Raw genomic sequence first — 23,965 nt, 5'->3', positions numbered from 1 at the left:
AGCCATCCGCACTGTTCTTGAAGTGGTTTTTGTGGGAAAGAACCAAAAAGGCGACGGTGCCGACCAATAGGCTCAGTACCTATGTCGCGTATAACTAAGGTCCTCATCGCTAATCGGGGCGAGATCGCCGTCAGAGTGATCAGAGCAGCGAAGGACAGCGGCATCCTGTCGGTCGCCGTGTACGCCGACCAGGACCGGGACGCCCTGCACTCCAGGCTCGCTGACGAGGCCTACGGGCTGGACGGCACCACGAGCGCCGAGACCTACCTGGTGATCGAGAAGATCCTCTCCATCGCCCGCCGCTCCGGCGCCGACGCCGTACACCCCGGCTACGGCTTCCTGGCCGAGAACGCCGCCTTCGCGCAGGCCGTGATCGATGCCGGCCTGATCTGGATCGGCCCGTCGCCGACCGCGATCGAACAGCTCGGCGACAAGGTGTCGGCGCGGCACATCGCCGAGAAGGTGCACGCACCGATGGCGCCGGGCACCCTCAACCCCGTCGCCGACGCCAGCGAGGTGCTCGCCTTCGTCGACCAGCACGGTCTGCCCGTCGCCATCAAGGCGGCCTTCGGCGGCGGCGGACGCGGCCTCAAGGTGGCCCGCACCCGCGAAGAAGTTCCAGAGCTGTTCGACTCCGCCGTGCGCGAGGCCGTCACGGCGTTCGGCCGCGGCGAGTGCTTCGTGGAGAAATACCTCGACAAGCCCCGCCACGTCGAAACCCAGTGCCTGGCGGATGCGCACGGCAACGTCGTCGTCGTCTCCACCCGCGACTGCTCGCTGCAGCGCCGCCACCAGAAGCTCGTCGAAGAGGCTCCGGCACCGTTCCTGTCCGAGGCGCAGACGACCGAGCTGTACCGGGCGTCGAAGGCGATCCTCAAGGAGGTCGGCTACGTCGGCGCCGGCACCTGCGAGTTCCTGATCGGCCAGGACGGCACGGTTTCCTTCCTCGAGGTGAACACCCGCCTGCAGGTGGAGCACCCGGTCTCCGAAGAGGTCACCGGCATCGACCTGGTGCGCGAGCAGTTCCGCCTCGCCGAGGGCGGCGTGCTCGACTACGACGACCCCATCGCCGTCGGCCACTCCTTCGAGTTCCGCATCAACGGCGAAGACGCCGGCCGCGGTTTCATGCCCGCGCCCGGCCCCGTGCACGTGTTCAAAGCCGCCGGCGGTGTCGGCGTGCGCGTGGACAGCGGCGTGCAGTCCGGTGATGAGATCTCCGGCTCGTTCGACTCCCTGCTGGCCAAGCTGATCGTCACCGGCGCCACCCGCGAGCAGGCCCTCGAACGCGCCCGCCGCGCCCTGGACGAGTTCGAGGTGGCCGGCCTGCCCACCGTGCTGCCGTTCCATCGCGCGATCGTGCGCGACCCCGCCTTCGCCCCCGCAGACGGTGCCCCGTTCTCGATCTACACCCGCTGGATCGAGACCGAGTTCGAGAACACCATCGCCCCGTGGAGCGGCACGGTCGAGGACCGTCCGCGCGCCGCCGACCGGCACAGCGTGGTCGTCGAGGTGGACGGCCGCCGCATCGAGGTGAGCCTGCCCAGCCGACTGCTGCCCGGCACCGGCACCGAGAAGACGGCCGGCCCGGCTCCCCGCCGCCGCACCGCCGTGCACTCCGTGGCCTCCGCCACCGGGGACGCCGTCAAGGCGCCGATGCAGGCCACCATCGTCAAGATCCTCGTGGCCGAGGGCGACACCGTCGTCAAGGGCGACCTGCTGCTGGTGCTCGAGGCCATGAAGATGGAACAGCCCCTCACCGCCCACAAGGACGGCGTGATCGGCGCGATCGGCGCCGACGTCGGCTCCACCGTCTCGTCCGGTCACCTGCTCCTCACCGTCAGCTAGCCACCCGCGGCTCGCCAACTGTTCCCGAACCGGACTTCTGCGGCTGGCACACCGGGCGCAGAATTCCGCACGGGCAACAGTTAGCTCTCCAGGGCGCGCGGGTCAGCGGATGCGGGTCAGTAGTGCACCTTGTGCATCGCGCGGGCGGCATCCGTGATGGAGCCGGTCAGCGACGGGTAGACAGTGAAGGCCTCGGCGACCTGGTCGACGGTGAGGCCGTGCTCCACCGCGAGGGTGAGCGGGAAGATCAGCTCGCTGGCCTTGGGGCCCACGATGACGCCGCCGATGACGGTGCCGGTGCCGCGGGAGGCGATGAGCTTGACGAAGCCGTCCTTGATGCCCATCATCTTCGCCCGCGGGTTGGACTCCAGCGGCATCTTGTAGACCTCGCCCCGGCGCACGCCCTCTTCGATCTCCTTCTGGGTCCAACCGACGGTGGCGATCTCCGGCTGGGTGAAGATGTTGGCGGCCACGTTGCGGATCTCGATCGGATTCACGGCGTCGCCCATGGCGTGGTAGACCGCGGTGCGGCCCATCATCGAGGCGACAGAGGCCAGCGGCATCTCGGTGGTGCAGTCGCCGGCCGCGTAGATGTTGGGGATCGACGTGCGCGCCACCCGGTTCACCCGGATGTGGCCGGTCTCGTCCAGCTGCACGCCCGCTTCCTCCAGGCCCAGGCCGGTGGTGTTGGGCACGGCGCCGACGGCGATCAGGCAGTGGCTGCCCTCCACCGTGCGGCCGTCGGCGAGGGTGGCCAGCACGCCGGTGGCGGTGCGTTCGACGGATGCGGCGCGAGACTTGCTCAGCACCACCATTCCGTTGCGCTTGAACACGTTCTCGATCACCGCGGCGGCGTCGACGTCTTCGCCGGGCAGCACCTGGTCGCGGCTGGAGATGAGGGTGACCTCGGCACCGAGCGCCCGGTAGGCGGAGGCGAACTCGGCGCCGGTGACGCCGGAACCGACCACGATCAGGTGCTTGGGCACCGACTTGAGGTTGTAGAGCTGGGTCCAGGTGAGGATGCGTTCACCGTCGGGCATCATCGACGGCAGCACGCGCGGGCTCGCGCCAACCGACAGCACGATGGTGTCGGCGTCGATGCGGTCGAAGTCGGTGCCGGAGCCGTCATCGCCGGTGGAGACGACCACGGCGTCGCGGCCGTCCAGCCGGCCGTGGCCGCTGAGCATCTTCACGCCGGCGGTGACCAGTGCGGTGCGCAGGTCCTCGGACTGCTGCCGGGCGAGCGCCAGGAGACGCTTGTTCACCGCGGCCAGGTTGATGGCCACCTCGGGGTGGTGCGGCTTGCCGGAGCCGTCACGCACGAAGAACTGCACACCCAGGTCGGTGGCTTCGCGAATGGAGTTCGACGCCTCGGCGGTGCTGATCAGAGACTTCGACGGAACGACGTCGGTGAGCACAGCGGCTCCGCCGACACCGACTCGTTCGATCAGGGTGACTTCAGCGCCCTGCTGCGCTCCGGCCAGAGCCGCCTCGTAACCACCGGGGCCGCCGCCGATGATGGCAATGCGCTGTTTGCGTTCAAACTCATAAGGCATTCACTTATTCTGTCGTTCCCTCACCTCCTTAGCCAAACCACGGGCACCCCGGGGCGTTTAGAGTAGGAGGATGCTCACGACCGAGATCAATCCTCTTGACGCGCCCGAAACCGACCCGTTTGAGGTGGCGAAGCTCGCGGCCCAGGAGATCGCCGCAGCCACGGGTGTGGACCACCACGACGTCGCCCTCACCCTGGGCAGCGGCTGGGGCAAGGCCGCCGACCTGATCGGCGAGACCACCCACACGATCCCCGCGCAGGAGATCACCGGCTTCAGCGCACCGGCACTGGCGGGCCACGCCGGCACCCTGCGCTCGGTGCTGCTGCCCAGCGGCAAGCGCGCCCTCGTGATCGGCGCCCGCACCCACTACTACGAAGGACACGGCGTGCGCCGCGTGGTGCACAGCGTGCGCACCGCCGCCGCCACCGGGGCCACGACCATGATCCTCACCAACGGGGCCGGCGGCATCCGCGAGACCTGGAAGCCCGGCACCCCGGTGCTGATCAGCGACCACATCAACCTCACCGCCGATTCTCCCCTCGAGGGCGCCACCTTCATCGACCTCACCGACCTGTACTCGCAGCGCTTGCGTGACCTGGCCCGCGGCATCGACTCCAGCCTTGACGAAGGCGTCTACTGCCAGTTCCGCGGTCCGCACTACGAGACCCCTGCCGAGGTGCAGATGGCCAAGGCCATCGGCGGCCACATCGTGGGCATGTCCACCGCCCTGGAGGCCATCGCCGCCCGTCAGGCCGGCATGGAGATTCTCGGCATGTCGCTGATCACCAACCTGGCCGCCGGCATCCAGAAGACACCGCTCAGCCACGGCGAGGTGCTCGAGGCCGGCCAGCAGGCCGAAGCGGCCATCAGCGCCCTTCTCGCCCGGATCGTGGCCGCACTGTGAGCCTCAACGACGGCACCCCGGTCGAACCGGAGCCCACCCGCCCGCGTGGCGCCCACGCCGCCGAGCCCACTCCGGATGCCGCGGTCGGCGACGAGCGCGAACCCAAGACCGCGGTGCTCGACACCGTCGACACCGAGGTGCCCGCCGCGACCGCCGTGCTCGACACCACGGCCGTCGACCCGGTCAGCGCCCTGATCACCACCGCCACCGCCTGGCTGGCCCAGGACCCCGACCCGGAGACCCGCGCCGAACTCCGGGTGCTCCTGCAGCAGGCCGAAGACCGCGACCCCGCCGGCGTCGCCGCGCTGCACGCCCGGTTCGACGAGCGGCTCGCCTTCGGCACCGCCGGCCTCCGCGGCGAGATCGCGGCCGGCTCCAACCGCATGAACCGGGTGCTCGTCTCCCAGGCTGCGGCCGGCCTCGCCGCCTACCTGCTCGAGCAGGTCGACCAGGTGCGCCCCGGCGGCATCCCCTCCGTGGTGATCGGCTACGACGGCCGCCGCAACTCGCACGTCTTCGCCACCGACACCGCGTCGATCATGGCTGGCGCCGGCATCCGCGCGATCCTGCTGCCCCGCCTGCTGCCCACCCCCGTGCTTGCCTTTGCGGTACGGCACCTGGCGGCCAGCGCCGGCGTCATGGTCACCGCCTCGCACAACCCGCCGAACGACAATGGCTACAAGGTCTACCTCGGCGACGCCAACGACGGCTCGCAGATCGTCTCCCCCGACGACGTCGCCATCGCCCGGCAGATCCAGCGGGTGGCCGACACCCAGCTCGTACCCGACCTGCCGCGCGCCGCGTACGAGACCGCGCCGGAGTCGGTGGTGCAGGCCTACGTCGACGCCACCGCCGCACTGGCGCCGGCCCCGACCGCACAGGTCAACACCGTGTACACCGCGCTACACGGCGTGGGCTGGGACACCACCCGGCGGGTGCTCGACGCCGCCGGGTTCGACCTGCCCACCCTCGTCGACGCGCAGATCGCGCCCGATTCGGCGTTCCCCACCGTCGCCTTCCCCAACCCAGAAGAGCCCGGCGCCATGGACCTGGCCTACCAGACCGCCCGCGAGGCGGGGGCCGAGCTGATCATCGCCAACGACCCGGATGCCGACCGGCTCGCCATCGCCATCCCCGACGCCGCGGCCGCGGAAGGCTACCGCCGGCTGAGCGGCAACGAGGTGGGCAACATCCTCGGCTGGCGTGCGGCAGAGATCGCCGCCCAGGCTCCCGGCGACGGCGGCGCGAACGGAACCCTGGCCTGCTCTATCGTCTCCTCCCCCGCGCTCAAGGCCGTCGCCGACGAATACGGGCTGGACTTCGCCGACACCCTCACCGGGTTCAAGTGGGTCTCCCGCGCGCCGGGCATCATCTTCGGGTTCGAAGAGGCCCTGGGCTACCTCGTCAACCCCGGCACCGTGCGCGACAAGGACGGCATCTCGGCCGCCGTCGCACTGCTCTCGCTGGCGAGTGAGCTCAAGGCCGCCGGGTCGACGCTGGCCGAGCACCTGGATGCGTTCGCGGAGAAGTTCGGCTACTTCGCTTCCGGCCAGATCTCGGTGCGGGTCACCGACCTCGGCGAAATCGACCGGGTGATGGCCCGCCTGCGGGAGAGCCCGCCGGCGCTGATCGGCAGCAGCCGGGTCGACCACATCGACGACCTCAGCGGGGGCTTCAACGGCCTGCCGCCGAGCGACGTGCTGCGCATCGTACTCACCGACGGCTCCCGGGTGATGGTGCGGCCCAGCGGCACCGAGCCCAAGCTCAAGGTCTACCTCGACACGTCCAGCGCCGTCGGCACCCTCGCCGAGCGCACGGAGACCGCCTCTGCCGCCCTCGCCGACCTCGACCGGGGCATGCGCGCGCTGATCGGCTGATGAACACGCACGGATGTCCCGGCCGGGGCATCCGTGCGTTCTGGTTTAACTGTTAGCCGAGCGCTTCCTCGAGCTTGGCGGTGAGCTCGTCGAGGTCGAAGAAGTTGTCGATGATGATGACGTCGGCGTTGGTCTTGCCGATCGACGGCACCAGCTCCGACGAGGTGAGGATGACCTGCGCGTCGGCGGCGGCCAGCTTGACGCTGGCGATGTCGGCGGCGGTGACATCAGCCTCGATGTCCAGCCGCTCGAGCGCGCGTTCCGCGTTGACCTTGAGAATGGCGGATGTGCCGATTCCCACCCCGCACAGTGCGACGATCTTCATTTCGACTCCTCATTGGTGGCCTCGGGGCCGGATGGTGCCGTGATGCCCAGAAGTGAGCGCACGGTAGCTGCGTCCGGGGCCGCTGCCAGCGCCGGGATGATGCTCGAATCGTTGAACACGTTGGCGAGCTCGGCCACGAAGTGCACGTGCTCGTCGCCGGTGGTCACGGCCAGGCCGAGGATCACGTTGACGGGATCGTTGTGCGGATGCCCGAAGACCACCGGTTCGGCGAGCGTCACGACGCTCAGCCCTTCGGTGAGCACGTCGGGGCCGGGCCGCGCGTGCGCGAGGGCCAGGCCGGGGGCGATCACCACGTAGGCGCCGAATTCTTCGATCACGCCCACCATCCGCTCGGTGTAGCCGGGACCGGTGGAGCCACTGCGCTCCAGGGCGGCTCCGGCGGCTCCGACGGCGGCGCGCCAGTCGGGTACGTGCAGGCCGACGTCGATGGCGTCGAGGGGAAGCGGGGGAAGCGACATGGCTGCTTTCAGGGTTGGAGGTGGTCGGCCTAGGCGTCGGCGAAGCCGGCGACGATGGCGTCGGCGAGTTCTTCGCGCTCTTCGAGGGGCAGGAATGCCGCCGACGCGGCGTTGAGCTGCAGGGCCTCGAGGTCGTCGAGGTCGTAGCCGAAGGCATCCGTCAGCAGGGCCAGCTCCCGGCTGAGCGAGGTGGCGCTCATCAGGCGATTGTCGGTATTGACGGTGACCCGGAAGCCGAGCTGGTAGAGCAGGTCGAACGGGTGGTCGAGCAGGTCGCTGCCCCAGGCGGCGATAGCTCCGGTCTGCAGGTTGGACGACGGGCTGAGCTCGAGCGGGATCTCCCGGTCGCGCACCCACTGGGCGAGCGGGCCGAGGGTGACGTAGGTGTTGTCCTGGTCTTCTCGGCCGATCTCGATGTCTTCGGCCAGGCGAACGCCGTGGCCCAGACGCAGGGCGCGGCCGGCGAAGAGCGCGCCACGGATGCTGTCGAGGCCGTCGGCCTCGCCGGCGTGCACGGTGACGGGGAAGAGGTTCTGGGCCAGGTAGTCGAAGGCGGCGGTGTGCGCGCCGGCCGGGTAGCCGAGCTCTGCACCGGCGATGTCGAAGCCGACCACGCCGAGGTCGCGGTGGCGCACGGCGAGTTCGGCGACCTCAAGGCTCCGGTCGGTGTGCCGCATCGCGGTGATCAGCTGGCCGATCTTGATCGTCATGCCGGCCTGGGCGACCCGGGCGATGCCGGCTTCGATGCCCTCCTGCACGGCGTCGACGGCCTGGTCGAGGCTGAGGCCGGCGGTGAGGTGCTGCTCGGGCGCCCAGCGCACTTCACCGTAGATGATGCCGTCGAGGGCCAGGTCTTCGACGAACTCCTGGGCCACGCGCGCGAGGCCGTCGTGGGTCTGCATGACGCCGACGGTGATTTCGAAGGTCTTGATGTAGTCCACCAGGTTGCCGGAGTTGGCTTCGCGGGCGAACCACGCAGCCAAGCCCTCCTCGGTGGCGGCGGGCAGCTCGAGGCCGATGGTCTCGGCCAGCTCGAGGATCGTGGCCGGTCGCAGCCCGCCGTCGAGGTGGTCGTGCAGGGAGACCTTGGGCAGGGCGTCGATGCTGATGCCGCTGCCGGGCATCAGGTATTCCTCTGAGCTGGTATTCACTTACTCAATCTATCGCTCCCCTGCTCGGAGCGTTCCGTCGCCGCCACATCCGCCCGGGTCTCGACTTCGGGCAAAACACCCCATCAGTTCCACTGACGGGCAACTTTGCGGCAAGTCGGCGTCAGGCCCGTCTTCGACTTCGGGCAAAAGTTCCCTTGAGCGTCGCGCGCAGGGCAAATGTGCGGCAAGTCGTGTTGGTGGCAGTGGTGGATAACTCCGACGTGCAGCGCGCAGAGCTGACAGTTTGGGCGGATGCACAAGCGAACGGAGCTCCCCCGCAGCCTTCCGCCCGACGGGTTCACCGTTGCCCAGGCCCGACTGGCCGGCGTCACACCCAAGCGCCTGTCTGCGAACGATCTGGAAGCACCGTTCCATGGCGTCAGGGTCGCAGCCGGCACGCCGCGCGAGGTATCCAACCGGGCCAGGGCGTATGCGGCGGTGATGCCGACCGGCCACTACTTCAGCCAGGTGACGGCGGCCCAACTGCTCGGGATGCCCCTGCCGCGCTACGTCACCCGCGACCTCCGTCTGCATGTGAGCGCAGTCGCGCCTGACCGGGCACCGCAGGGCGCCGGGATCGCCGGGCACACGGTGATCAGCCGACCCGAGCTGTGGATAGTCGGCGGGCTCACCGTGCAGAACCCCCTGACCACCTGGTGCGACCTGGCAGCCATCGTGGGCCTGGACGACCTTATTGCGCTCGGGGACCATCTCCTCGGGGTGCTGGATCCTCCGTACACGGCCGAAGAACTCGCGTCAGTGGTGGCCCAGCGGGCCGGCCAGCGCGGTATCCGTCGGCTACGCCAGGCGCTGGAGTGGGTGCGGCCCCGCGTCGAGTCGCGCCAGGAGACCCGCCTCCGGCTGCTGCTCGTGCGGGCGGGCCTGCCCGAACCGCAAACCAACGTGTACCTCCCGCTGCGCCATCAGCGCCGCCGCGTACGTGGAGATCTGGTCTACCTCCGGTACCGCACCCTGGTGGAGTACGACGGGGAGCAGCACCGCACTGATGACGCCCAGTTCGCCCGCGATGTGGATCGGCTCGACGGGGTGATGGCTGAGGACTGGCGTGTCATCAGGGTGACCAAGGCGACGCCGGACGCCGACGTGGTCTCCCGGGTCGATCAGGCGCTGCGTTCGCGCGGCTGGCGCCCCCACACCCGGCCGAAGTGACCCGACAGGGCCCCGCACCTATGCGTCGACTTACGCCAAAAACCCCCGTCAGCGCGCGTGATGGGGGCCTTTGCGGCAAGTCGACAGATGCGCCCATCGCGACTTACGCCAAAAACCCCGTCAGCGCGCGTGAAGGGGGTTTTTGCGGCAAGTCGGCGAAGCCGGCGTGCGGTGGGAACGCTAGTTGCCGATGCGCTCGGCGATCAGGGGGCCGCCGTCGAGGATGGGTTCACCCGGGTCGCCGATGCGCCAGGCGCCTTCGACGGCCTCGAGGGCCCGGGCGAAGCGCTCCGGCTCGTCGGCGCTGAGAGTGAAGAGGGGCTCGCCGCGGCGCACGGTGTCGCCGGGCTTGGCGTGCAGGTCGATGCCCGCAGCGTGCTGCACCGGGTCCTGCTTGCGGGCGCGGCCAGCGCCGAGGCGCCAGGCACCGATGCCGAACGGCAGCGCCTGCTGATCGACGAGCACGCCGTCGCGGTCGGCGAGCACGGTGTGGGTCTCCTTCGCCACGGGCATCACCGCGGTCGGGTCTCCGCCCTGGGCGCGGATGACCGCGTTCCACTTGTCCATCGCGCGGCCATCCTTCAGGGCGGCCTCCACGTCGACGTCGACGATGCCGGCCAGGGTCAGCATCTCGCGGGCGAGGGCCACGGTGAGCTCCACCACGTCGGCGGGGCCGCCGCCGGCGAGTACCTCGAGCGATTCGCGCACCTCGTTGGCGTTGCCGATGGCCAGTCCGAGCGGCACGTTCATGTTGGTGAGCAGAGCGGATGTCGCCACTCCGGCGTCCTCACCGAGCGCGACCATGGTGCGGGCCAGTTCGCGGGAGCGCTCGATGTCTTTCAAAAAGGCGCCGGAACCGAACTTGACGTCGAGCACCAGGGCGCTGGTACCCTCGGCGATCTTCTTCGACATGATCGACGAGGCGATCAGCGGGATCGCCTCGACGGTGCCGGTGATGTCGCGCAGGGCGTAGAGCTTGCCGTCGGCGGGGGCCAGACCGCTGCCCGCGGCGCAGATCACGCCGCCGACATCCTGCAGCTGGGCGAACATCTCCTCGTTGCTGAGGTTGGCGCGCCAGCCCGGGATGGACTCGAGCTTGTCGAGGGTGCCGCCGGTGTGGCCGAGGCCACGGCCGGAGAGCTGCGGCACCGCGGCACCGAAAACCGCCACGAGGGGCATCAACGGCAGGGTGATCTTGTCGCCGACTCCGCCGGTGGAGTGCTTGTCGGTGGTGGGCTTGCCCAGCCCCTCGAAGCTCATCCGCTCGCCGGAGTTGATCATGGCCATCGTCATGTCGCGGATCTCCCGGCGGGACATGCCGTTGAGGAAGATCGCCATGGTCATGGCGGCCATCTGCTCGTCGCCCACATAACCGCGGGTGTACGCGTCGATCAACCAGTCGATCTGCGGCGTGGAAAGTTCGCTGTGGTCACGCTTCGCGTGGATCAGGTCGACGGCGTCGAACGCCTCGATGGTGCGGGCTGGGGTGGAGCTCATCAGTTTTCTTCCCGGTAGGCGGCGAGTTGGCGGGGCCCGAAGGCATCCGGCAGAACTTCGTCGATGGTGCGGACGCCCGAGACGGTCTCGAGCAGCATGCCTGGTGCTGAGTGTTCGTAGAGCAGCTGGCGGCAGCGACCGCACGGCATCAGGGTGTTGCCGTTGCCGTCAACGCAGCTGAACGCCACGAGCTGGCCACCGCCGGTGAGGTGCAGCACCGACACCAGCGCGCACTCGGCGCAGAGGGTGAGGCCGTACGACGCGTTCTCCACGTTGCAGCCGCTGATCACCCGGCCGTCGGAGACCAAGGCGGCGGCGCCGACGGGGAACTTCGAATACGGCACGTAGGCGTGCGTCATCGCTTCGGCCGCCGCGGTGCGCAGGGCCTCCCAGTCGATGGCGGGCGTTGCCGGGTCTGTCACGTCGCTCACGATTTCAGATACGGTTTGCCGGATGCCGCCGGGCCCCTGGACTGGCCCACCAGGCCCGCCACGGCGAAGATGGTGACCAGGTAGGGCAGCATGAGCATGAACTCGCTCGGCACCGGCGAACCGATGATGCTGAGCACGTTCTGCAGGTTGCTGGCGAAGCCGAACAGCAGGGCGGCGAGGGTGGCCCGGATCGGGTCCCAGCGGCCGAAGATCACGGCGGCGAGGGCGATGAACCCGGCGCCGGCGGTCATCTCCTTGCCGAACGCGCCCACCGACCCGAGGGTGAAGTACGCGCCACCGAGGCCGGCGACGGCGCCGGCGAGCGATACGTTCCAGAACCGGGTGCCGTTCACGTTGATGCCAACGGTGTCCGCTGCCTGCGGGTGCTCGCCCACCGAGCGGAGGCGAAGGCCCCACCGGGTGTGGAAGATGCCGTAGTAGACCGCGGCGACGGCGATGTACATGATGTACACGATCAGCGTCTGCCGGAAGAACACCGGCCCGATGATGGGGATCTCACTGAGCAGGGGGATGTTGATGCGCTCGAACTTGGGCGGCTGGTTGAGCAGCGCCGCGTTGGGGGCGAGCACCTGGGAGAAGAGGAACCCGGTGAGGCCGGTGACGAGCACGTTGAGCACCACACCGACGATGACCTGGTCGACGAAGTACTTGATCGCGAACGCGGCGAGCACGAATGAGACGAGCGTGCCGGCGATCATGGCGGCGACCAGGCCGAGCAGCGGCTGCTGGGTGACGGAGGCCACGATCGCCGAGGTGAACGCCCCGGCGAGCAGCTGACCCTCGATCGCCACGTTGACCACACCGACCCGCTCGGAGATGACACCGCCGAGCGCGCCGAAGATCAGCGGTACGGCCAGGCTCAGTGAGCCGAACAGCAGGCCGGGAACCGGGATGCGGGCATCCGCTGACGCCCAGGCCAGGAAGCCGATGAGCAGGAGCAGGGCGAACACCGAGATCAGCCAGAGCGGCGTCTTGCGGTGCGTCTGCACCATCCAGATGCTGACGCCGGTGATGGCGAGCATCAGCACGCTGACGACGATGCCGGTCTCGCGGGTGGGCAGCAACACGTCGGGCAGCTGGATCAGGTCACTCGAGGTGGACAGCACCATGGTGCTGGTGCCGGAACGGCCGAAGACCACGAGCAGCAGGAAGCCGAGCACGGTGAAGACGCCGAGCACGATCGGCACCTTCCAGCTCTTGATCACGGTGGTGGCCGGGCCGTCACCGGGTTCGACGGGCTGGGTGGGCTGGTTCACGGGAGCGATCGTGCTCATTTCGCCGCCACCTCCTGGGTCACGTTCGGAACGGGTCTGCGCCGGGGAGCCCCGGGCGCGGGTAGACGGAAGATCGCGCGCACCAACGGTGGCGCGGCGATGAAGAGCACGATCAGCGACTGCACCACGAGCACGATATCGATGGGCACACCCTCGGCGGCCTGCATCGAGAAGCTGCCGGCCTTGAACGCGCCGAACAGGATGCCGGCGGCGAAGACGCCCCAGGGTTTGGACCGGCCGAGCAGCGCCACGGTGATCGCGTCGAACCCGATGCCGGAGTCGATGCCGGCACCGAAGCCGCTGGTGGTGGTGCCGAGCACCTGGTTGATGCCGGCCAGGCCGACCAGCCCGCCCGAGAGCAGCATCGCGTAGATGTACATGCGCGACACGCTGATGCCGGCCACGCGGGCGGCGTTGGGGTTCTCACCGACGGCGCGGAACTTGAAGCCGAGGTTGGAACGGCCCAGCAGCCACCAGGTGAAGACGGTGGCGGCGATCACCAGGATGAAGCCGAAGTGCAGGTTGTAGTTCGGGCCGAGCAGGTCGAAGAAGACCGCGGTCTCCTTCGTGGCCGGGCTCTTTGGGTTGTTCGAGCCGGGCGTCTTGAGGAACCCGTCCCGCAGCAGGAAGCTGACCAGGTAGAAGGCCACGTAGTTGAGCATGATCGTGGTGATCACCTCGTGCGCGCCGGTGCGGGCCTTGAGCAGGCCGACCAGGCCGCCCCAGAGGGCGCCGCCGATGACACCGGCGACCAGAGCGGCCACCATGTGGATGCCTGCGGGCAGTTCGACGGCGAAGGCGACCCAGCCGCCGAGGGTGGCGGCGATGAGCATCTGGCCGCGGCCGCCGATGTTGAACAGGCCGACGCGGAAGCCGAGCGCGACACCGAGGCCGGCCGCGATCAGCGGGGTGGCGTAGGTGAGGGTTTCGGTGAGCGGCTTGATGCCGTCGGCGAAGCTGGGCCGGCGGAAGTTGTACACGGACCCCTGGAACAGGGCCGAGTAGGCGCCGGACACGGCGTCCCAGACCGCGTTGAGCAGGTCGCCGGGGCGGGAGAAGAAGTACCCGGCGGTTTCCTGCACGGTGTCGTTGGTGAACGCGATCATCACCGCGCCCACCAGCAGGGCCAGCACCACGGCGAGCACCGAGATGATCGCGTTGCCGGTGGTGATCTCGCGGAAGACGTTGTGCCAGCGGGACGGTTCGTCCGGGCCAGCCGGGGTGGGTGCCGCCGGGGTCGTGGTGGGCTGCTGCGCGGCACTCATGCTGCGGCTCCTTCTGCGGGGACTTCGCCCGCCATCATCAGACCCAGAACGGATCGGGGGGTGTCGCCGGGAACGATGCCGACGATGCGGCCGCTGTACATCACCATGATGCGGTCGGCGAGGGCGGCGACTTCGTCGAGTTCGGTGGAGATCACGATCACGGGGGTGCCGGCATCGCGCGTGGCGACGATCTGCTCGTGCACGAATTCGATCGAGCCGACGTCCAGGCCGCGGGTGGGCTGCGCCGCGACGAACAGGCGCAGGTCGCGGCTGAGTTCGCGGGCGAGCACGACCTTCTGCTGGTTTCCGCCGGAGAGCCGGCCGACGGGGGTGTCGATGCCCTGGGACCGCACGTCGAATTCCTTCACCTTGCTGCGGGCGAAGTCGGCCAGGTAGGCCAGCTGCAGGTTGAACCGCTTGACGAACGGCAGTTTGTTCGACCGGTCGAGCATCAGGTTCTCGGCGATGGTGAAGCCGCCGACCAGGCCGTCCCTGGTGCGGTCTTCCGGCACGAACCCGACACCGGCGTCAAGCACCTGGCGCACGGAGTGACCGCGCAGCGATTTGCCGTCCAGCGTGATCTCGCCGACGACGCGGGGCTGGAGGCCCATCAGCGCTTCGGTGAGTTCGGTCTGACCGTTGCCCTGCACACCGGCGATGGCGAGGATCTCGCCCACCTTGACGTCGAAGCTGACGTCGTTGACCAAGATCTGGCCGAGCGGGTCGATCACGGTGAGGCCCGTCACAACCAGCGCCGGGGCGCCGGGGGTGGCCGGCGCCTTGTCGACAGTGAGGTCGACGGCGCGGCCGACCATCAGGGTGGCGAGCTCTTCGTTGCTCGCGGTCGGTGAGGCGGTGCCGACGACCTTGCCCAGGCGGATGACGGTGATGCGGTCGGCGACCTCGCGCACTTCGCGCAGCTTGTGGGTGATGAACACGATGGAGGTGCCCGCGGCCTTGAGCTGGCGCATGATGTTCATCAGCTCATCCGTCTCCTGCGGGGTGAGCACGGCGGTGGGCTCGTCGAAGACGAGCACCTTCGCGTCGCGGGAGAGGGCCTTGATGATCTCGACCCGCTGCTGCACGCCCACGGGAAGGTTCTCGACGAGGGCATCGGGATCAACGTTGAACCCGAACCGATCGGAGATCTCCCGTACCCGGGTGCGGGCGGCGGCGAGGTCGAGCCGGCCGCCCGCCTTGGTCTGCTCGTGGCCGAGCATCACGTTCTCGGCGACGGTGAACACGGGGATGAGCATGAAGTGCTGGTGCACCATGCCGATGCCGGCGGCCATGGCGTCGCCGGGGCCGGCGAAGTGCTGCGCGACGTCGTCCAGCAGGATCTCGCCCTCTTCGGCGCGGTACAGGCCGTAGAGCACGTTCATCAACGTTGACTTACCGGCTCCGTTCTCGCCGAGCAGGGCGTGGATTTCGCCCTCCTCGATGGTGAGGTTGATGTCGTCATTGGCAACCAGGGCACCGAATCTCTTCGTAATGCCGCGAAGTTCGAGCTTCATAGTCTTCGATTCTATTGAGGTGCGGCCCGCGCGGGCGGTGGGGATCGCCCTGGCCCGGTAGGTCACGCAACAAAACGGGGAGACCAGCGGAACGCTGGCCTCCCCGGTGCCCTGACGGGCGGTCGTGCTAAACGGTAGTGCCGGTGGAACTGTCGAACTACTTGGGCGTTGCGTCGCTGGTCACGACGATGTCGCCGCTGATGATCTGCGCCTTGAGGTCGTCGACCTCGGTGACGAGGGCCGGGTCAACCTTGGACTCCCAGTCGTGCAGCGGGGCCAGGCCAACGCCTTCGTTCTCGAGCGTGCCCACGTACGGGTCGGAGGAGAAGTCCCCGCCGGCCGCGTCGGTGATGATGGTGTCGGTGGCGTCGGTCATCGACTTCATGATCGAGGTGAGGTACAGCGCGCTGAACTCCGGCGTGGTCTCGAACAGGTCGCTGTCGACGCCGACGATGGCGACGTCCTTGCCCGACTCGGTGATGGCCTGCGCGGTGCCCTGGAAGAGCGGTCCGGCGACCGGGAGGATGATGTCGGCGCCAGCGTCGATCAGGCCCTGGCTGAGGGTCTTGCCAGCGCTGATGTCATCGAAGCCACCGGCGAAGACGCCGGCCTGGGTGGCCTTGTCCCAGCCGGAGAGCTGGACGTCGGTGCCCTTGGCCTCGTTGTAGTAGTCGATGCCGTCGGCGAAGCCGTCCATGAAGATGGTGACGGACGGGTACTGCATGCCACCGAAGGTGCCGACGATGCCGGTCTTGGTGGTGCCTGCGGCGAGGTAGCCGGCCAGGAAGGCGGCCTGCGCGGTGTCGTAGAGGACCGGCTTCACGTTGTCGAGCGTCAGCGGGCTGAAGTCGTCGTTGGAGAGGGCGGAGTCAATGATCGCGAACTCGACATCGGTGTTGTCCTGGGCGGCGTCGCGGGTGGCGTTGGCCAGGGCGAAACCGACGGTGAGGATGAAGTTGCAGCCCTGGTCGACCATGCTGGTCACGTTGCCGGCGTACTGGTCCTCAGAGGTGGACTCTGCCTGCTTGAACTCAACACCCAGCTCGTCTGCCGCGTTGGAGATGCCATCGAAGCTGGACTGGTTGAACGACTTGTCGTCGAAGCCGCCGAAGTCGGACACGATGCAGGGCAGGAAGTCTGCGGCTGCGCCATCGCTCGAACCCTCGTCGGTGGGGGCCGGCGCACACGCCGCGAGCAGAGCGAGAACGCCGAGAGAGGCAAGGCCGCCGAGCGTTGCCTTGCGGGTCGTGATTGTCAAGATTGACCTCCAGATGAGGCCCGGCGTGGAATCGCACGGGCTGGTATATGGAGTACACGTTACCCAGAACATCCCTGCTCAGATGAGCAAAGCGACACTGTAGCCAAAAGGTTATCAAGCCGCGACATTCTCGAAATCATGCCGACACAAACGGTCATCTACCGGGGCAAATCCTGAGAAAGCCTCGCAGACGTCTAGAGCACATCCGAGCTGCCGGAGAGCCGGAGAGCGTCGACGACGGCCTTGACCTTCTGGGCGTTCGCGCTCGTGGTCACCAGCAGCGCGTCGGGGGTGTCGACCACGACGATGTCCTCCACCCCGATCAGGGCGATCATGCGCTTGGTGTGGCTGACCACGATGCCGCTGGAGGAGTCGGCGAGCACCCGGGCGCCCTCGCCGAGGATCGCCAGGTCGCGCTTGCGTCCGTTGGCGTGGATCTTGGCGATCGACGCGAAGTCGCCCACGTCGTCCCAGTCGAACTGACCGGGGATCACGGCCAGGCCGCCCTTCGCGGCGATGGGCTCCGCCACCGAGTAGTCGATGGCGATCTTCTTGAGCTTGGGCCAGACCTGGTCGACGACGGCGCCGCGGCGCGGGGTGTCCCAGGCTTCGGCGAGTTCGAGCAGGCCGGCGAGCAGTTCGGGCTCCGACGCGCCGATCTCCTCGAGCAGGCGGTCGGCGCGGGCGATGAACATGCCGGCGTTCCAGAGGTACTGGCCGCTGGAGAGGTAACGCTTGGCGGTGGCGACGCTGGGCTTCTCCACGAACGAGTTGACCGACTGGGCGCTCGGGGCGCCGTCGATGTCGAGCGCCGCGCCGGTCTTGATATAGCCGAAGCCGATCGCCGGCTCGGTGGGCTGGATGCCGATGGTGACGATGAGGCCGGTGTCGGCGGCGGCGATCGCCTCGACCACGGCCTGGCGGAACGCGGCCGGTCCCTTGATCACGTGGTCGGCGGCGAACGAGCCGATGATCACGCCGGGCTCCCGGCGTTCGAGGATCGCGGCGGCGAGGCCGATCGCAGCGGACGAGTCCCGTGGTTCGCTCTCGAGCACCACGTTCAGGTCGGCGAGTTCGGGCAGCTGGTCCTCGACGGCGGCGCGGTGCGCGCGCCCGGTGACGACCATGATGCGCTGGTCGCCGGCGAGAGGTGCCAGGCGGTCCCAGGTGGCGCGCAGCAGGGTCTGGCCGCTGCCGGTGAGGTCGTGCAGGAACTTGGGCGCATCCGCTCGGGACAGCGGCCACAGTCGTGAGCCGATCCCGCCGGCGGGGATCACACTGTAGAAGCGGGCGAGGGCGTCAGTGGAGTGGGACATTGCGCCAGACTACCGGTCCTCTGCCCCTGTTCATCAATGGTTCACCGGGCTGTTGTGCGCGCTGCCTACTGTGACGGCATGAGGGTTGCCGTCGTCAGTGAAAGCTTCCTCCCCACCATCAGCGGGGTCACCACCAGCGTCTGCAAGGTGTTGCAGGAACTGCGCCGCACCGGACACGAGGCCATGGTGATCGCGCCGTCCGGCGCCCCGGCCAGTTTCGCGGGGTTTCCGGTGCACACAGTGCCCGCGCTGTCCTACCGCCAGTTCCCGGTCGGGCTGCCCAACCCGCGGGTGCTGCGGCTGCTGGCCGACTTCCGACCCGACGTGCTGCACGCGGCGTCTCCCTTCCTACTCGGCGCCCAGGGCATCGCCGCCGCCCGGCGCCTCGGAGTGCCGAGCGTGGCCGTGTTCCAGACGGATGTGGCCGGTTACGCCAGTCGCAACCACCTCGGCCAGGCCACTCGTCTGGCCTGGCGGTTCGTCAAGTGGGTGCACGACGGCGCCGACCTCACCCTGGTGCCCTCGACGGCGTCGATGCGGGACCTCCGCCGTATCGGGGTGCAGCGCCTGGACCGTTGGGCCCGGGGCGTGGACTTGGACGGCTACCACCCCAACAACCGGCGGGACCCCGCCGTGGCAGCGCTGCGCCGGAGGCTCGCCCCGAATAACGAGGTGGTGATCGGGTACGTCGGCCGGATCGCCCCGGAGAAACAGGTGGAACGGCTCAGGGCGCTCCGGGGCCTGGCCGGCATCAGCATCGCCCTGGTCGGCGACGGCCCGTCCACTCCCCTGGTGGCCAAGGCACTCGCCGGCATGCCGGTGACCTGGCTCGGCCGGCTCGCCGGGGCTGAGCTGGCCGCCGCCTACGCCAGCTTCGACCTGTTCGTGCACGCCGGCACGGAGGAGACCTTCGGACAGACCCTGCAGGAAGCCCACGCCGCCGGGCTTCCGGTCGTCGCCCCGCGCGCCGGCGGCCCGATCGACCTGATCGAGCACGGCACCGACGGCTTCCTCTTCACCCCCGACGACGACCGTGACCTGCGCCGGCACGTGGCCGTACTCGTGGCCGACAGCGCGCTGCGGCACCGGATGGGCGAGGCCGGCCGGCGCGCGGTACTCGGTCGCAGCTGGGAGAACGTGTGCGGCAGCCTGTTCGGCTTCTACCAGCAGGTGATCGACGAGGGCCTGAGCCTGCAGGCCGAGACGCTGGTACCGGCCGCCCAACGCCGCTGACCGGCACCCCCGGCGGCGATTGAACCTGCTCGTAAGACAGGGTCCAAAGCCTCTGGTCACCGCGGCCCGTCGCATCCGGTAAGGCAGCCCTAACCAGACTTATCTCGTTGTCGAGACATAGAATGTCGATACGTGTTTGTTCAACGATGACACCTCGTTCTTGCAGGGGTCACGACTCAGCCAGGGAGGGTTGGTCATGCCACAGAATTCGGCAGAGACCCTGACAGCCAAGCGGAAGACGGCCTCGCGTCGCCCGGCCGGAACGCTCTACCGTGGCCGAGAGGGCATGTGGTCCTGGGTGCTGCACCGCATCACCGGGGTGGCGATCTTCTTCTTCCTGCTGGTGCACATTCTCGACACCGCCCTCGTGCGGGTCAGCCCCGAGGCGTACAACGCCGTGATCAGCCAGTACCAGACCCCGCTGATGGGCCTGGGCGAGACCGCCCTCGTCGCCGCGATCGTCTTCCACGCCTTCAACGGCCTGCGGATCATCGCCATCGACTTCTGGAACGCCAAGTACCAGCGGGTGCTGTTCTACGTCGTAATCGGGCTCTGGGTGATCACCATGATCGGCTTCGCTCCCCGCCACCTGATCAACGTGTTCAGCCACTAGGAGGCCTCGAGATTATGACTTCGACAATCGCAGCCCCCCGCAGCCCGTACGCCCGCGCCCCGCGTAAGAACGGTGTGAACTGGGAGAAGTGGGGCTGGATCTACATGCGCGTCTCCGGCGTTGTGCTGGTCGTGCTGATCTTCGGCCACCTGTTCGTGAACCTCCTGGTGGGCGAGGGCGTCAGCGCCCTGGACTTCGCCTTCGTCGCCGGCAAGCTGTCCAACCCGTTCTGGCAGTGGTGGGACGTGTCGATGCTCTGGCTCGCCCTGATCCACGGCGGCAACGGCATGCGCACCCTGGTGAACGACTACGCCACCACCCGGGTCGCCCGCGGCATTCTCAAGTCGGCGATCCTCGTCGCCGTGGTCGTGCTGATCGTGCTCGGCACCCTCGTGGTGTTCACCTTCGACGCCTGCCCGGCCGGCCAGCCTGCCGACCTTCTTCCCACTTTCTGCCAGGCCCTCTAGGCCCCCAAGGAGCTGCAAACACTTCCATGACGGATGCACCTGTGACCAATCCCGAATCCACCATCGTCGACGGGGTGCACTACCACCAGTTCGACATCGTGATCATCGGAGCGGGAGGGGCGGGCATGCGGGCCGCCATCGAGGCCGGACCGAACGCATCCACCGCCGTGATCTCCAAGCTCTACCCCACCCGCTCGCACACCGGTGCAGCGCAGGGCGGCATGGCCGCCGCACTGGCGAACGTGGAGGAAGACAACTGGGAGTGGCACACCTTCGACACCGTCAAGGGCGGCGACTACCTCGTCGACCAGGACGCGGCGGAGATCCTCGCCAAGGAAGCCATCGACGCCGTCATCGACCTCGAAAACATGGGCCTGCCGTTCAACCGCACCCCAGAGGGCAAGATCGACCAGCGCCGCTTCGGCGGCCACACCCGTGACCACGGCAAGAGCCCGGTGCGCCGCGCCTGCTACGCCGCCGACCGCACCGGCCACATGATCCTGCAGACGCTGTACCAGAACTGCGTCAAGCGCGGCATCAACTTCTTCAACGAGTTCTACGTGCTCGACCTGATCATGACCAACGTCGACGGCGTCGACCAGCCCTCCGGTGTGGTCGCCTACGACCTCGCCAGCGGTGAACTGCACGTCTTCTCCGGCAAGGCGTTCATCTTCGCCACCGGCGGTTTCGGCAAGATCTACAAGACCACCTCGAACGCGCACACCCTCACCGGCGACGGTGTGGGCATCATCTGGCGCAAGGGCCTGCCGCTGGAGGACATGGAGTTCTTCCAGTTCCACCCGACCGGCCTCGCGGGCCTGGGCATCCTGCTCACCGAGGGTGCTCGCGGTGAGGGCGCGATCCTCCGCAACGCCTCCGGCGAGCGGTTCATGGAACGATATGCACCCACCATCAAGGACCTCGCCCCGCGTGACATCGTGGCCCGGTGCATGGTCAAGGAGGTCGCGGAGGGCCGCGGCGCCGGTCCGAACAAGGACTACGTCTACCTGGACTGCACCCACCTGGGTGCAGAAGTGCTCGAGACCAAGCTGCCAGACATCACCGAGTTCGCCCGCACCTACCTCGGTGTCGACCCGGTGACAGAGCCGGTGCCCGTGATGCCCACCGCGCACTACGCCATGGGTGGCATCCCCACCAACGTCAAGGCCGAGGTGCTGCGCGACAACACCACCGTCGTTCCCGGCCTCTACGCGGCCGGCGAATGCGCCTGCGTCTCGGTGCACGGCTCCAACCGGCTGGGCACCAACTCGCTGCTGGACATCAACGTGTTCGGCAAGCGCGCCGGCAACAACGCCGTCGAGTACGTCAAGACGGCCGAGTTCGTGCCGCTGCCCGAGGACCCGGCCAAGTTCGTGCGCGAGCTGCTCGCCACCATCCGCACCTCCACCGGCACCGAACGCATCGCGGTGCTCCGTCGCGAGCTGCAGGAAGTCATGGACGCCAAGGCGCAGGTGTTCCGCACCGACGAGTCCCTGCGCGAAGTGACCGAGATCATCCACACCCTGCGCGAGCGTTACAAGAACATCGGCGTGCAGGACAAGGGCCGCCGGTTCAACACCGACCTGCTCGAGGCCGTCGAACTGGGCTTCCTGCTCGACCTGGCCGAAGTGGTCGTGTACTCCGCCCGCAACCGCAAGGAAAGCCGCGGCGGCCACATGCGCGACGACTACCCGCTGCGCGACGACGTCAACTACATGCAGCACACCATGGCCTACCTGTCCGGCGACGCCCTGTCGGCGGATGCGGCCGACCACATTTCGCTCGACTGGAAGCCCGTGACCATTACGCGCTACCAGCCGATGGAGAGGAAGTACTAGTGAGCACCCCCACCCTCGAGAGCCCCCCGGCCGTTCCCGAAGAGATCCAGTCGTTCACGGTCACCCTCTCGGTGCGCCGGTTCAACCCGGAGGTCGATGACGAACCGCACTGGGAGAACTTCGACGTCGAGATGTACGCCACCGACCGCATCCTGGATGCCCTGCACAAGATCAAGTGGGAACAGGACGGCAGTTTGAGCTTCCGTCGCTCCTGCGCGCACGGCATCTGCGGCTCGGATGCGATGCGCATCAACGGCCGCAACCGGCTGGCCTGCAAGACCCTGATCAAGGACCTCGACATCACCAAGCCGGTCACCGTCGAGGCGATCAAGGGCCTGCCGCTGGAGAAGGACCTGATCGTGGACATGGAGCCGTTCTTCGCGTCCTTCCGCGAGGTGCAGCCGTTCCTGATGGCGCAGAACACGCCCAAGGACGGCAAGGAGCGCATCCAGACCGTCGCCCAGCGCGAGCGCTTCGACGACACCACCAAGTGCATCCTCTGCGCCGCGTGCACGTCAAGCTGCCCGGTGTTCTGGACCGACGGACAGTACTTCGGCCCGGCCGCGATCGTGAACGCGCACCGGTTCATCTTCGACTCCCGCGACGAGAACGCCGCCGTGCGCCTCGACATCCTCAATGACAAGGAAGGCGTGTGGCGCTGCCGCACCACCTTCAACTGCACCGAAGCCTGCCCGCGTGGCATCCAGGTGACCCAGGCCATCGCCGAGGTCAAGCAGGCGATCATGCGCGGCAAGCCGTAACCCTTACGAGTTCCTAACGAACGGCGGCCATCTGGCCGCCGTTCGTCGTTAACGCCCGGGGCGGCCGCGCCCTCTGGCTAGGCTGGGGCGATGAAGATCGGTGACCTCGTCAAGCGCGTCATGGAGTCCCGGCCGGCGCGGGTGTACACCCATTTCGGCCAGAGCCGCGGGCCCGTGCTCGCCGCCGGCATGGCCTACCAGGCGATCTTCGCGATCTTCGCCGCGCTCTGGCTGGTCTTCTCCGTCGCCGGGCTGTGGCTGGCCAGCAACCCCCAGCTGATGGACCAGCTGTTCGTGCTGATCAACAAGTCCGTACCCGGCCTGATCGGCACGGATGGCAGTGGCGTGGTGGACCAGGACACCCTGGGCAACACCGGAGCGCTCACCTGGAGCAGCGCCATCGCCCTCGTCGGCCTGCTCGCGACCACCCTCGGCTGGTTGAACACCACCTCGCAGGCCGTACGCGGCATCTTCGGGATGGGCCAGGAAACCACCTTCTTCGTGCTGGTCAAACTGCGCGAGCTCGGCCTCGGCCTGCTCTTCGGACTCGCCCTGGTGGTATCCGCCGTGATCTCGATCCTGAGCACCGAAGCGCTGCGCTGGTTCCTGGGGCTGCTCGGCCAGGGCACCGACTCGTTCTGGTTCATCGCCTCCACCCAGGGCGTGGCGCTGCTGATCGTGCTCATCATCGACACCATCACCCTCGCCGCCCTGTTCCGGGTGCTCTCGCACGTGCGTATTCCGTTGCGGAATCTGCTGGTCGGGTCGCTGCTGGGCGCCGTGGCGCTGGGTGTGCTCAAAGTGCTCGGCGCCGCCCTGCTCGGCGGTGCGGCCAAGAACCCGTTGCTGGCCGGTTTTGCGGTGATCATCGGTCTGTTGATCTGGTTCAACCTCACCTCCACCGTCACCCTGATCTCGGCCTCCTGGATCGCGGTCGGCATGAACGATGCCGGCATCCCGCCGTCGAGCCTGAACGCAGACGAGGCGAAGAAACTCGAAGAAGAGAAGGAAGCCGAGGCGCTCCGCCTGGCCGCGACCGTGGAACTGCGGCAGGCCCGGCTGGCGCGGGAGGGCGCATCCTGGCTGCAACGGCCCGCCAGCAACCGCCGGCTGAAGAAGGCGCAGCAGCGCGCCGAGAAGTACGGCGTGACCGAGCCGGCCGAGCGGTAG

General features: G+C 68.3%; 21 protein-coding genes. 10 read left to right on the top strand and 11 right to left on the bottom strand.

The annotated features are described in order from the left end of the window. The first annotated feature begins 81 nt into the window (after nucleotides 1-81). Nucleotides 82-1,845: an acetyl/propionyl/methylcrotonyl-CoA carboxylase subunit alpha gene (locus CTB96_RS08940; RefSeq protein WP_110126575.1), complete on the top strand. Its 1,764-nt coding sequence runs from the start codon at nucleotides 82-84 to the stop codon at nucleotides 1,843-1,845. A gap of 116 nt (nucleotides 1,846-1,961) precedes the next feature. Here the strand turns inward: CTB96_RS08940 and CTB96_RS08935 are convergent, their stop codons facing one another. Next, on the bottom strand, nucleotides 1,962-3,401 hold the full coding sequence (locus CTB96_RS08935; protein WP_110126574.1) for an NAD(P)H-quinone dehydrogenase: 1,440 nt from the start codon (nucleotides 3,399-3,401) through the stop codon (nucleotides 1,962-1,964). Between the two features lie 70 nt (nucleotides 3,402-3,471). On the opposite strand from CTB96_RS08935, the gene CTB96_RS08930 reads away from it, so the two are divergent. Next, nucleotides 3,472-4,305, top strand: coding sequence for a purine-nucleoside phosphorylase (locus tag CTB96_RS08930; RefSeq protein WP_110126573.1), 834 nt, complete (start codon nucleotides 3,472-3,474; stop codon nucleotides 4,303-4,305). Between the two features lie 155 nt (nucleotides 4,306-4,460). Further along, on the top strand, nucleotides 4,461-6,182 hold the full coding sequence (locus CTB96_RS08925; protein ID WP_110126642.1) for a phospho-sugar mutase: 1,722 nt from the start codon (nucleotides 4,461-4,463) through the stop codon (nucleotides 6,180-6,182). A 52-nt stretch (nucleotides 6,183-6,234) separates the two neighbouring features. Here the strand turns inward: CTB96_RS08925 and CTB96_RS08920 are convergent, their stop codons facing one another. From CTB96_RS08920 to CTB96_RS08910, 3 genes are read right to left on the bottom strand one after another with little or no spacing between them, the layout of a single operon-like run. Next, nucleotides 6,235-6,507: a PTS sugar transporter subunit IIB gene (locus CTB96_RS08920; protein ID WP_110126572.1), complete on the bottom strand. Its 273-nt coding sequence runs from the start codon at nucleotides 6,505-6,507 to the stop codon at nucleotides 6,235-6,237. Next, nucleotides 6,504-6,986, bottom strand: coding sequence for a PTS sugar transporter subunit IIA (locus CTB96_RS08915; RefSeq protein ID WP_110126571.1), 483 nt, complete (start codon nucleotides 6,984-6,986; stop codon nucleotides 6,504-6,506). The genes CTB96_RS08920 and CTB96_RS08915 overlap by 4 nt, the downstream gene beginning before the upstream one ends. Before the next feature lie 29 nt (nucleotides 6,987-7,015). After that, on the bottom strand, nucleotides 7,016-8,110 hold the full coding sequence (locus CTB96_RS08910; RefSeq protein WP_110126570.1) for an adenosine deaminase: 1,095 nt from the start codon (nucleotides 8,108-8,110) through the stop codon (nucleotides 7,016-7,018). Nucleotides 8,111-8,389: 279 nt separating this feature from the next. Here CTB96_RS08910 and CTB96_RS08905 point away from each other — a divergent pair, with 279 nt between their 5' ends. Continuing rightward, on the top strand, nucleotides 8,390-9,307 hold the full coding sequence (locus tag CTB96_RS08905; protein WP_110126569.1) for a hypothetical protein: 918 nt from the start codon (nucleotides 8,390-8,392) through the stop codon (nucleotides 9,305-9,307). 180 nt (nucleotides 9,308-9,487) lie between these two features. Here the strand turns inward: CTB96_RS08905 and CTB96_RS08900 are convergent, their stop codons facing one another. The 7 genes from CTB96_RS08900 to CTB96_RS08870 all read right to left on the bottom strand — a co-directional run bounded on the left by CTB96_RS08900 (nucleotide 9,488) and on the right by CTB96_RS08870 (nucleotide 17,883). Then, a complete protein-coding gene (locus tag CTB96_RS08900; RefSeq protein WP_110126568.1) occupies nucleotides 9,488-10,804 on the bottom strand; it encodes a thymidine phosphorylase in 1,317 nt (438 codons plus the stop codon). Further along, a complete protein-coding gene (locus CTB96_RS08895) occupies nucleotides 10,804-11,235 on the bottom strand; it encodes a cytidine deaminase (protein ID WP_282433126.1) in 432 nt (143 codons plus the stop codon). Before CTB96_RS08895 ends, CTB96_RS08900 begins: the two co-directional genes overlap by 1 nt. Further along, nucleotides 11,232-12,530 carry an ABC transporter permease gene (locus CTB96_RS08890; RefSeq protein WP_110126567.1) on the bottom strand — a complete coding sequence of 433 codons (1,299 nt, stop codon included), beginning with the start codon at nucleotides 12,528-12,530 and terminating at the stop codon, nucleotides 11,232-11,234. Before CTB96_RS08890 ends, CTB96_RS08895 begins: the two co-directional genes overlap by 4 nt. After that, nucleotides 12,527-13,795: an ABC transporter permease gene (locus CTB96_RS08885; RefSeq protein WP_110126566.1), complete on the bottom strand. Its 1,269-nt coding sequence runs from the start codon at nucleotides 13,793-13,795 to the stop codon at nucleotides 12,527-12,529. The genes CTB96_RS08890 and CTB96_RS08885 overlap by 4 nt, the downstream gene beginning before the upstream one ends. Beyond that, the gene (locus CTB96_RS08880) at nucleotides 13,792-15,309 is read right to left on the bottom strand and encodes an ABC transporter ATP-binding protein (protein WP_110126565.1); all 1,518 of its coding nucleotides are present in this window, start codon (nucleotides 15,307-15,309) and stop codon (nucleotides 13,792-13,794) included. The genes CTB96_RS08885 and CTB96_RS08880 overlap by 4 nt, the downstream gene beginning before the upstream one ends. 157 nt (nucleotides 15,310-15,466) lie before the next feature. Then, entirely contained in the window at nucleotides 15,467-16,567 is a 1,101-nt protein-coding gene (locus CTB96_RS08875) for a BMP family lipoprotein (RefSeq protein ID WP_110126564.1), read from the bottom strand. A 194-nt stretch (nucleotides 16,568-16,761) separates the two neighbouring features. Beyond that, nucleotides 16,762-17,883 (bottom strand): mannose-1-phosphate guanylyltransferase, encoded by a 1,122-nt coding sequence (locus CTB96_RS08870; RefSeq protein WP_110126563.1) that lies wholly within the window; start codon nucleotides 17,881-17,883, stop codon nucleotides 16,762-16,764. A gap of 78 nt (nucleotides 17,884-17,961) precedes the next feature. Here CTB96_RS08870 and CTB96_RS08865 point away from each other — a divergent pair, with 78 nt between their 5' ends. From CTB96_RS08865 to CTB96_RS08840, 6 genes are all read left to right on the top strand, one after another. Then, on the top strand, nucleotides 17,962-19,116 hold the full coding sequence (locus CTB96_RS08865; protein ID WP_110126640.1) for a glycosyltransferase family 4 protein: 1,155 nt from the start codon (nucleotides 17,962-17,964) through the stop codon (nucleotides 19,114-19,116). A gap of 196 nt (nucleotides 19,117-19,312) precedes the next feature. Further along, nucleotides 19,313-19,729 carry a succinate dehydrogenase, cytochrome b556 subunit gene (gene sdhC / locus CTB96_RS08860; protein WP_110126639.1) on the top strand — a complete coding sequence of 139 codons (417 nt, stop codon included), beginning with the start codon at nucleotides 19,313-19,315 and terminating at the stop codon, nucleotides 19,727-19,729. 14 nt (nucleotides 19,730-19,743) lie between these two features. Next, complete coding sequence (locus tag CTB96_RS08855) at nucleotides 19,744-20,196, top strand: succinate dehydrogenase hydrophobic membrane anchor subunit (RefSeq protein ID WP_110126562.1); 453 nt, start codon at nucleotides 19,744-19,746, stop codon at nucleotides 20,194-20,196. Nucleotides 20,197-20,237: 41 nt separating this feature from the next. Then, nucleotides 20,238-22,034: a succinate dehydrogenase flavoprotein subunit gene (gene sdhA / locus CTB96_RS08850; RefSeq protein WP_248283294.1), complete on the top strand. Its 1,797-nt coding sequence runs from the start codon at nucleotides 20,238-20,240 to the stop codon at nucleotides 22,032-22,034. Then, nucleotides 22,034-22,795, top strand: a complete 762-nt coding sequence (locus CTB96_RS08845) for a succinate dehydrogenase iron-sulfur subunit (RefSeq protein WP_110126560.1) — start codon at nucleotides 22,034-22,036, stop codon at nucleotides 22,793-22,795. Before sdhA ends, CTB96_RS08845 begins: the two co-directional genes overlap by 1 nt. Nucleotides 22,796-22,885: 90 nt before the next feature. Further along, complete coding sequence (locus CTB96_RS08840) at nucleotides 22,886-23,965, top strand: YihY/virulence factor BrkB family protein (RefSeq protein WP_110126559.1); 1,080 nt, start codon at nucleotides 22,886-22,888, stop codon at nucleotides 23,963-23,965.

It is taken from the genome of Cryobacterium arcticum (genome assembly GCF_003185895.1).
Classification (GTDB): Bacteria; Actinomycetota; Actinomycetes; order Actinomycetales; family Microbacteriaceae; genus Cryobacterium; species Cryobacterium arcticum.
Note: the sequence above shows the minus strand (reverse complement) of the source record. Positions and strands in the feature narration are given on the sequence as shown.

What these genes read in the sequence shown, in the direction of transcription:
- CTB96_RS08865 (WP_110126640.1), top strand. Translation starts at nt 17,962, where the DNA reads ATGAGGGTTGCCGTCGTCAGTGAAAGCTTCCTCCCCACCATCAGCGGG.
- CTB96_RS08855 (WP_110126562.1), top strand. Translation starts at nt 19,744, where the DNA reads ATGACTTCGACAATCGCAGCCCCCCGCAGCCCGTACGCCCGCGCCCCG.
- CTB96_RS08900 (WP_110126568.1), bottom strand. Translation starts at nt 10,804, where the DNA reads ATGAGCTCCACCCCAGCCCGCACCATCGAGGCGTTCGACGCCGTCGAC.
- sdhC (WP_110126639.1), top strand. Translation starts at nt 19,313, where the DNA reads ATGCCACAGAATTCGGCAGAGACCCTGACAGCCAAGCGGAAGACGGCC.
- CTB96_RS08910 (WP_110126570.1), bottom strand. Translation starts at nt 8,110, where the DNA reads ATGCCCGGCAGCGGCATCAGCATCGACGCCCTGCCCAAGGTCTCCCTG.
- CTB96_RS08905 (WP_110126569.1), top strand. Translation starts at nt 8,390, where the DNA reads ATGCACAAGCGAACGGAGCTCCCCCGCAGCCTTCCGCCCGACGGGTTC.
- CTB96_RS08890 (WP_110126567.1), bottom strand. Translation starts at nt 12,530, where the DNA reads ATGAGCACGATCGCTCCCGTGAACCAGCCCACCCAGCCCGTCGAACCC.
- CTB96_RS08840 (WP_110126559.1), top strand. Translation starts at nt 22,886, where the DNA reads ATGAAGATCGGTGACCTCGTCAAGCGCGTCATGGAGTCCCGGCCGGCG.
- CTB96_RS08920 (WP_110126572.1), bottom strand. Translation starts at nt 6,507, where the DNA reads ATGAAGATCGTCGCACTGTGCGGGGTGGGAATCGGCACATCCGCCATT.
- CTB96_RS08880 (WP_110126565.1), bottom strand. Translation starts at nt 15,309, where the DNA reads ATGAAGCTCGAACTTCGCGGCATTACGAAGAGATTCGGTGCCCTGGTT.
- CTB96_RS08940 (WP_110126575.1), top strand. Translation starts at nt 82, where the DNA reads ATGTCGCGTATAACTAAGGTCCTCATCGCTAATCGGGGCGAGATCGCC.
- CTB96_RS08930 (WP_110126573.1), top strand. Translation starts at nt 3,472, where the DNA reads ATGCTCACGACCGAGATCAATCCTCTTGACGCGCCCGAAACCGACCCG.
- CTB96_RS08915 (WP_110126571.1), bottom strand. Translation starts at nt 6,986, where the DNA reads ATGTCGCTTCCCCCGCTTCCCCTCGACGCCATCGACGTCGGCCTGCAC.
- CTB96_RS08885 (WP_110126566.1), bottom strand. Translation starts at nt 13,795, where the DNA reads ATGAGTGCCGCGCAGCAGCCCACCACGACCCCGGCGGCACCCACCCCG.
- CTB96_RS08935 (WP_110126574.1), bottom strand. Translation starts at nt 3,401, where the DNA reads ATGCCTTATGAGTTTGAACGCAAACAGCGCATTGCCATCATCGGCGGC.
- CTB96_RS08870 (WP_110126563.1), bottom strand. Translation starts at nt 17,883, where the DNA reads ATGTCCCACTCCACTGACGCCCTCGCCCGCTTCTACAGTGTGATCCCC.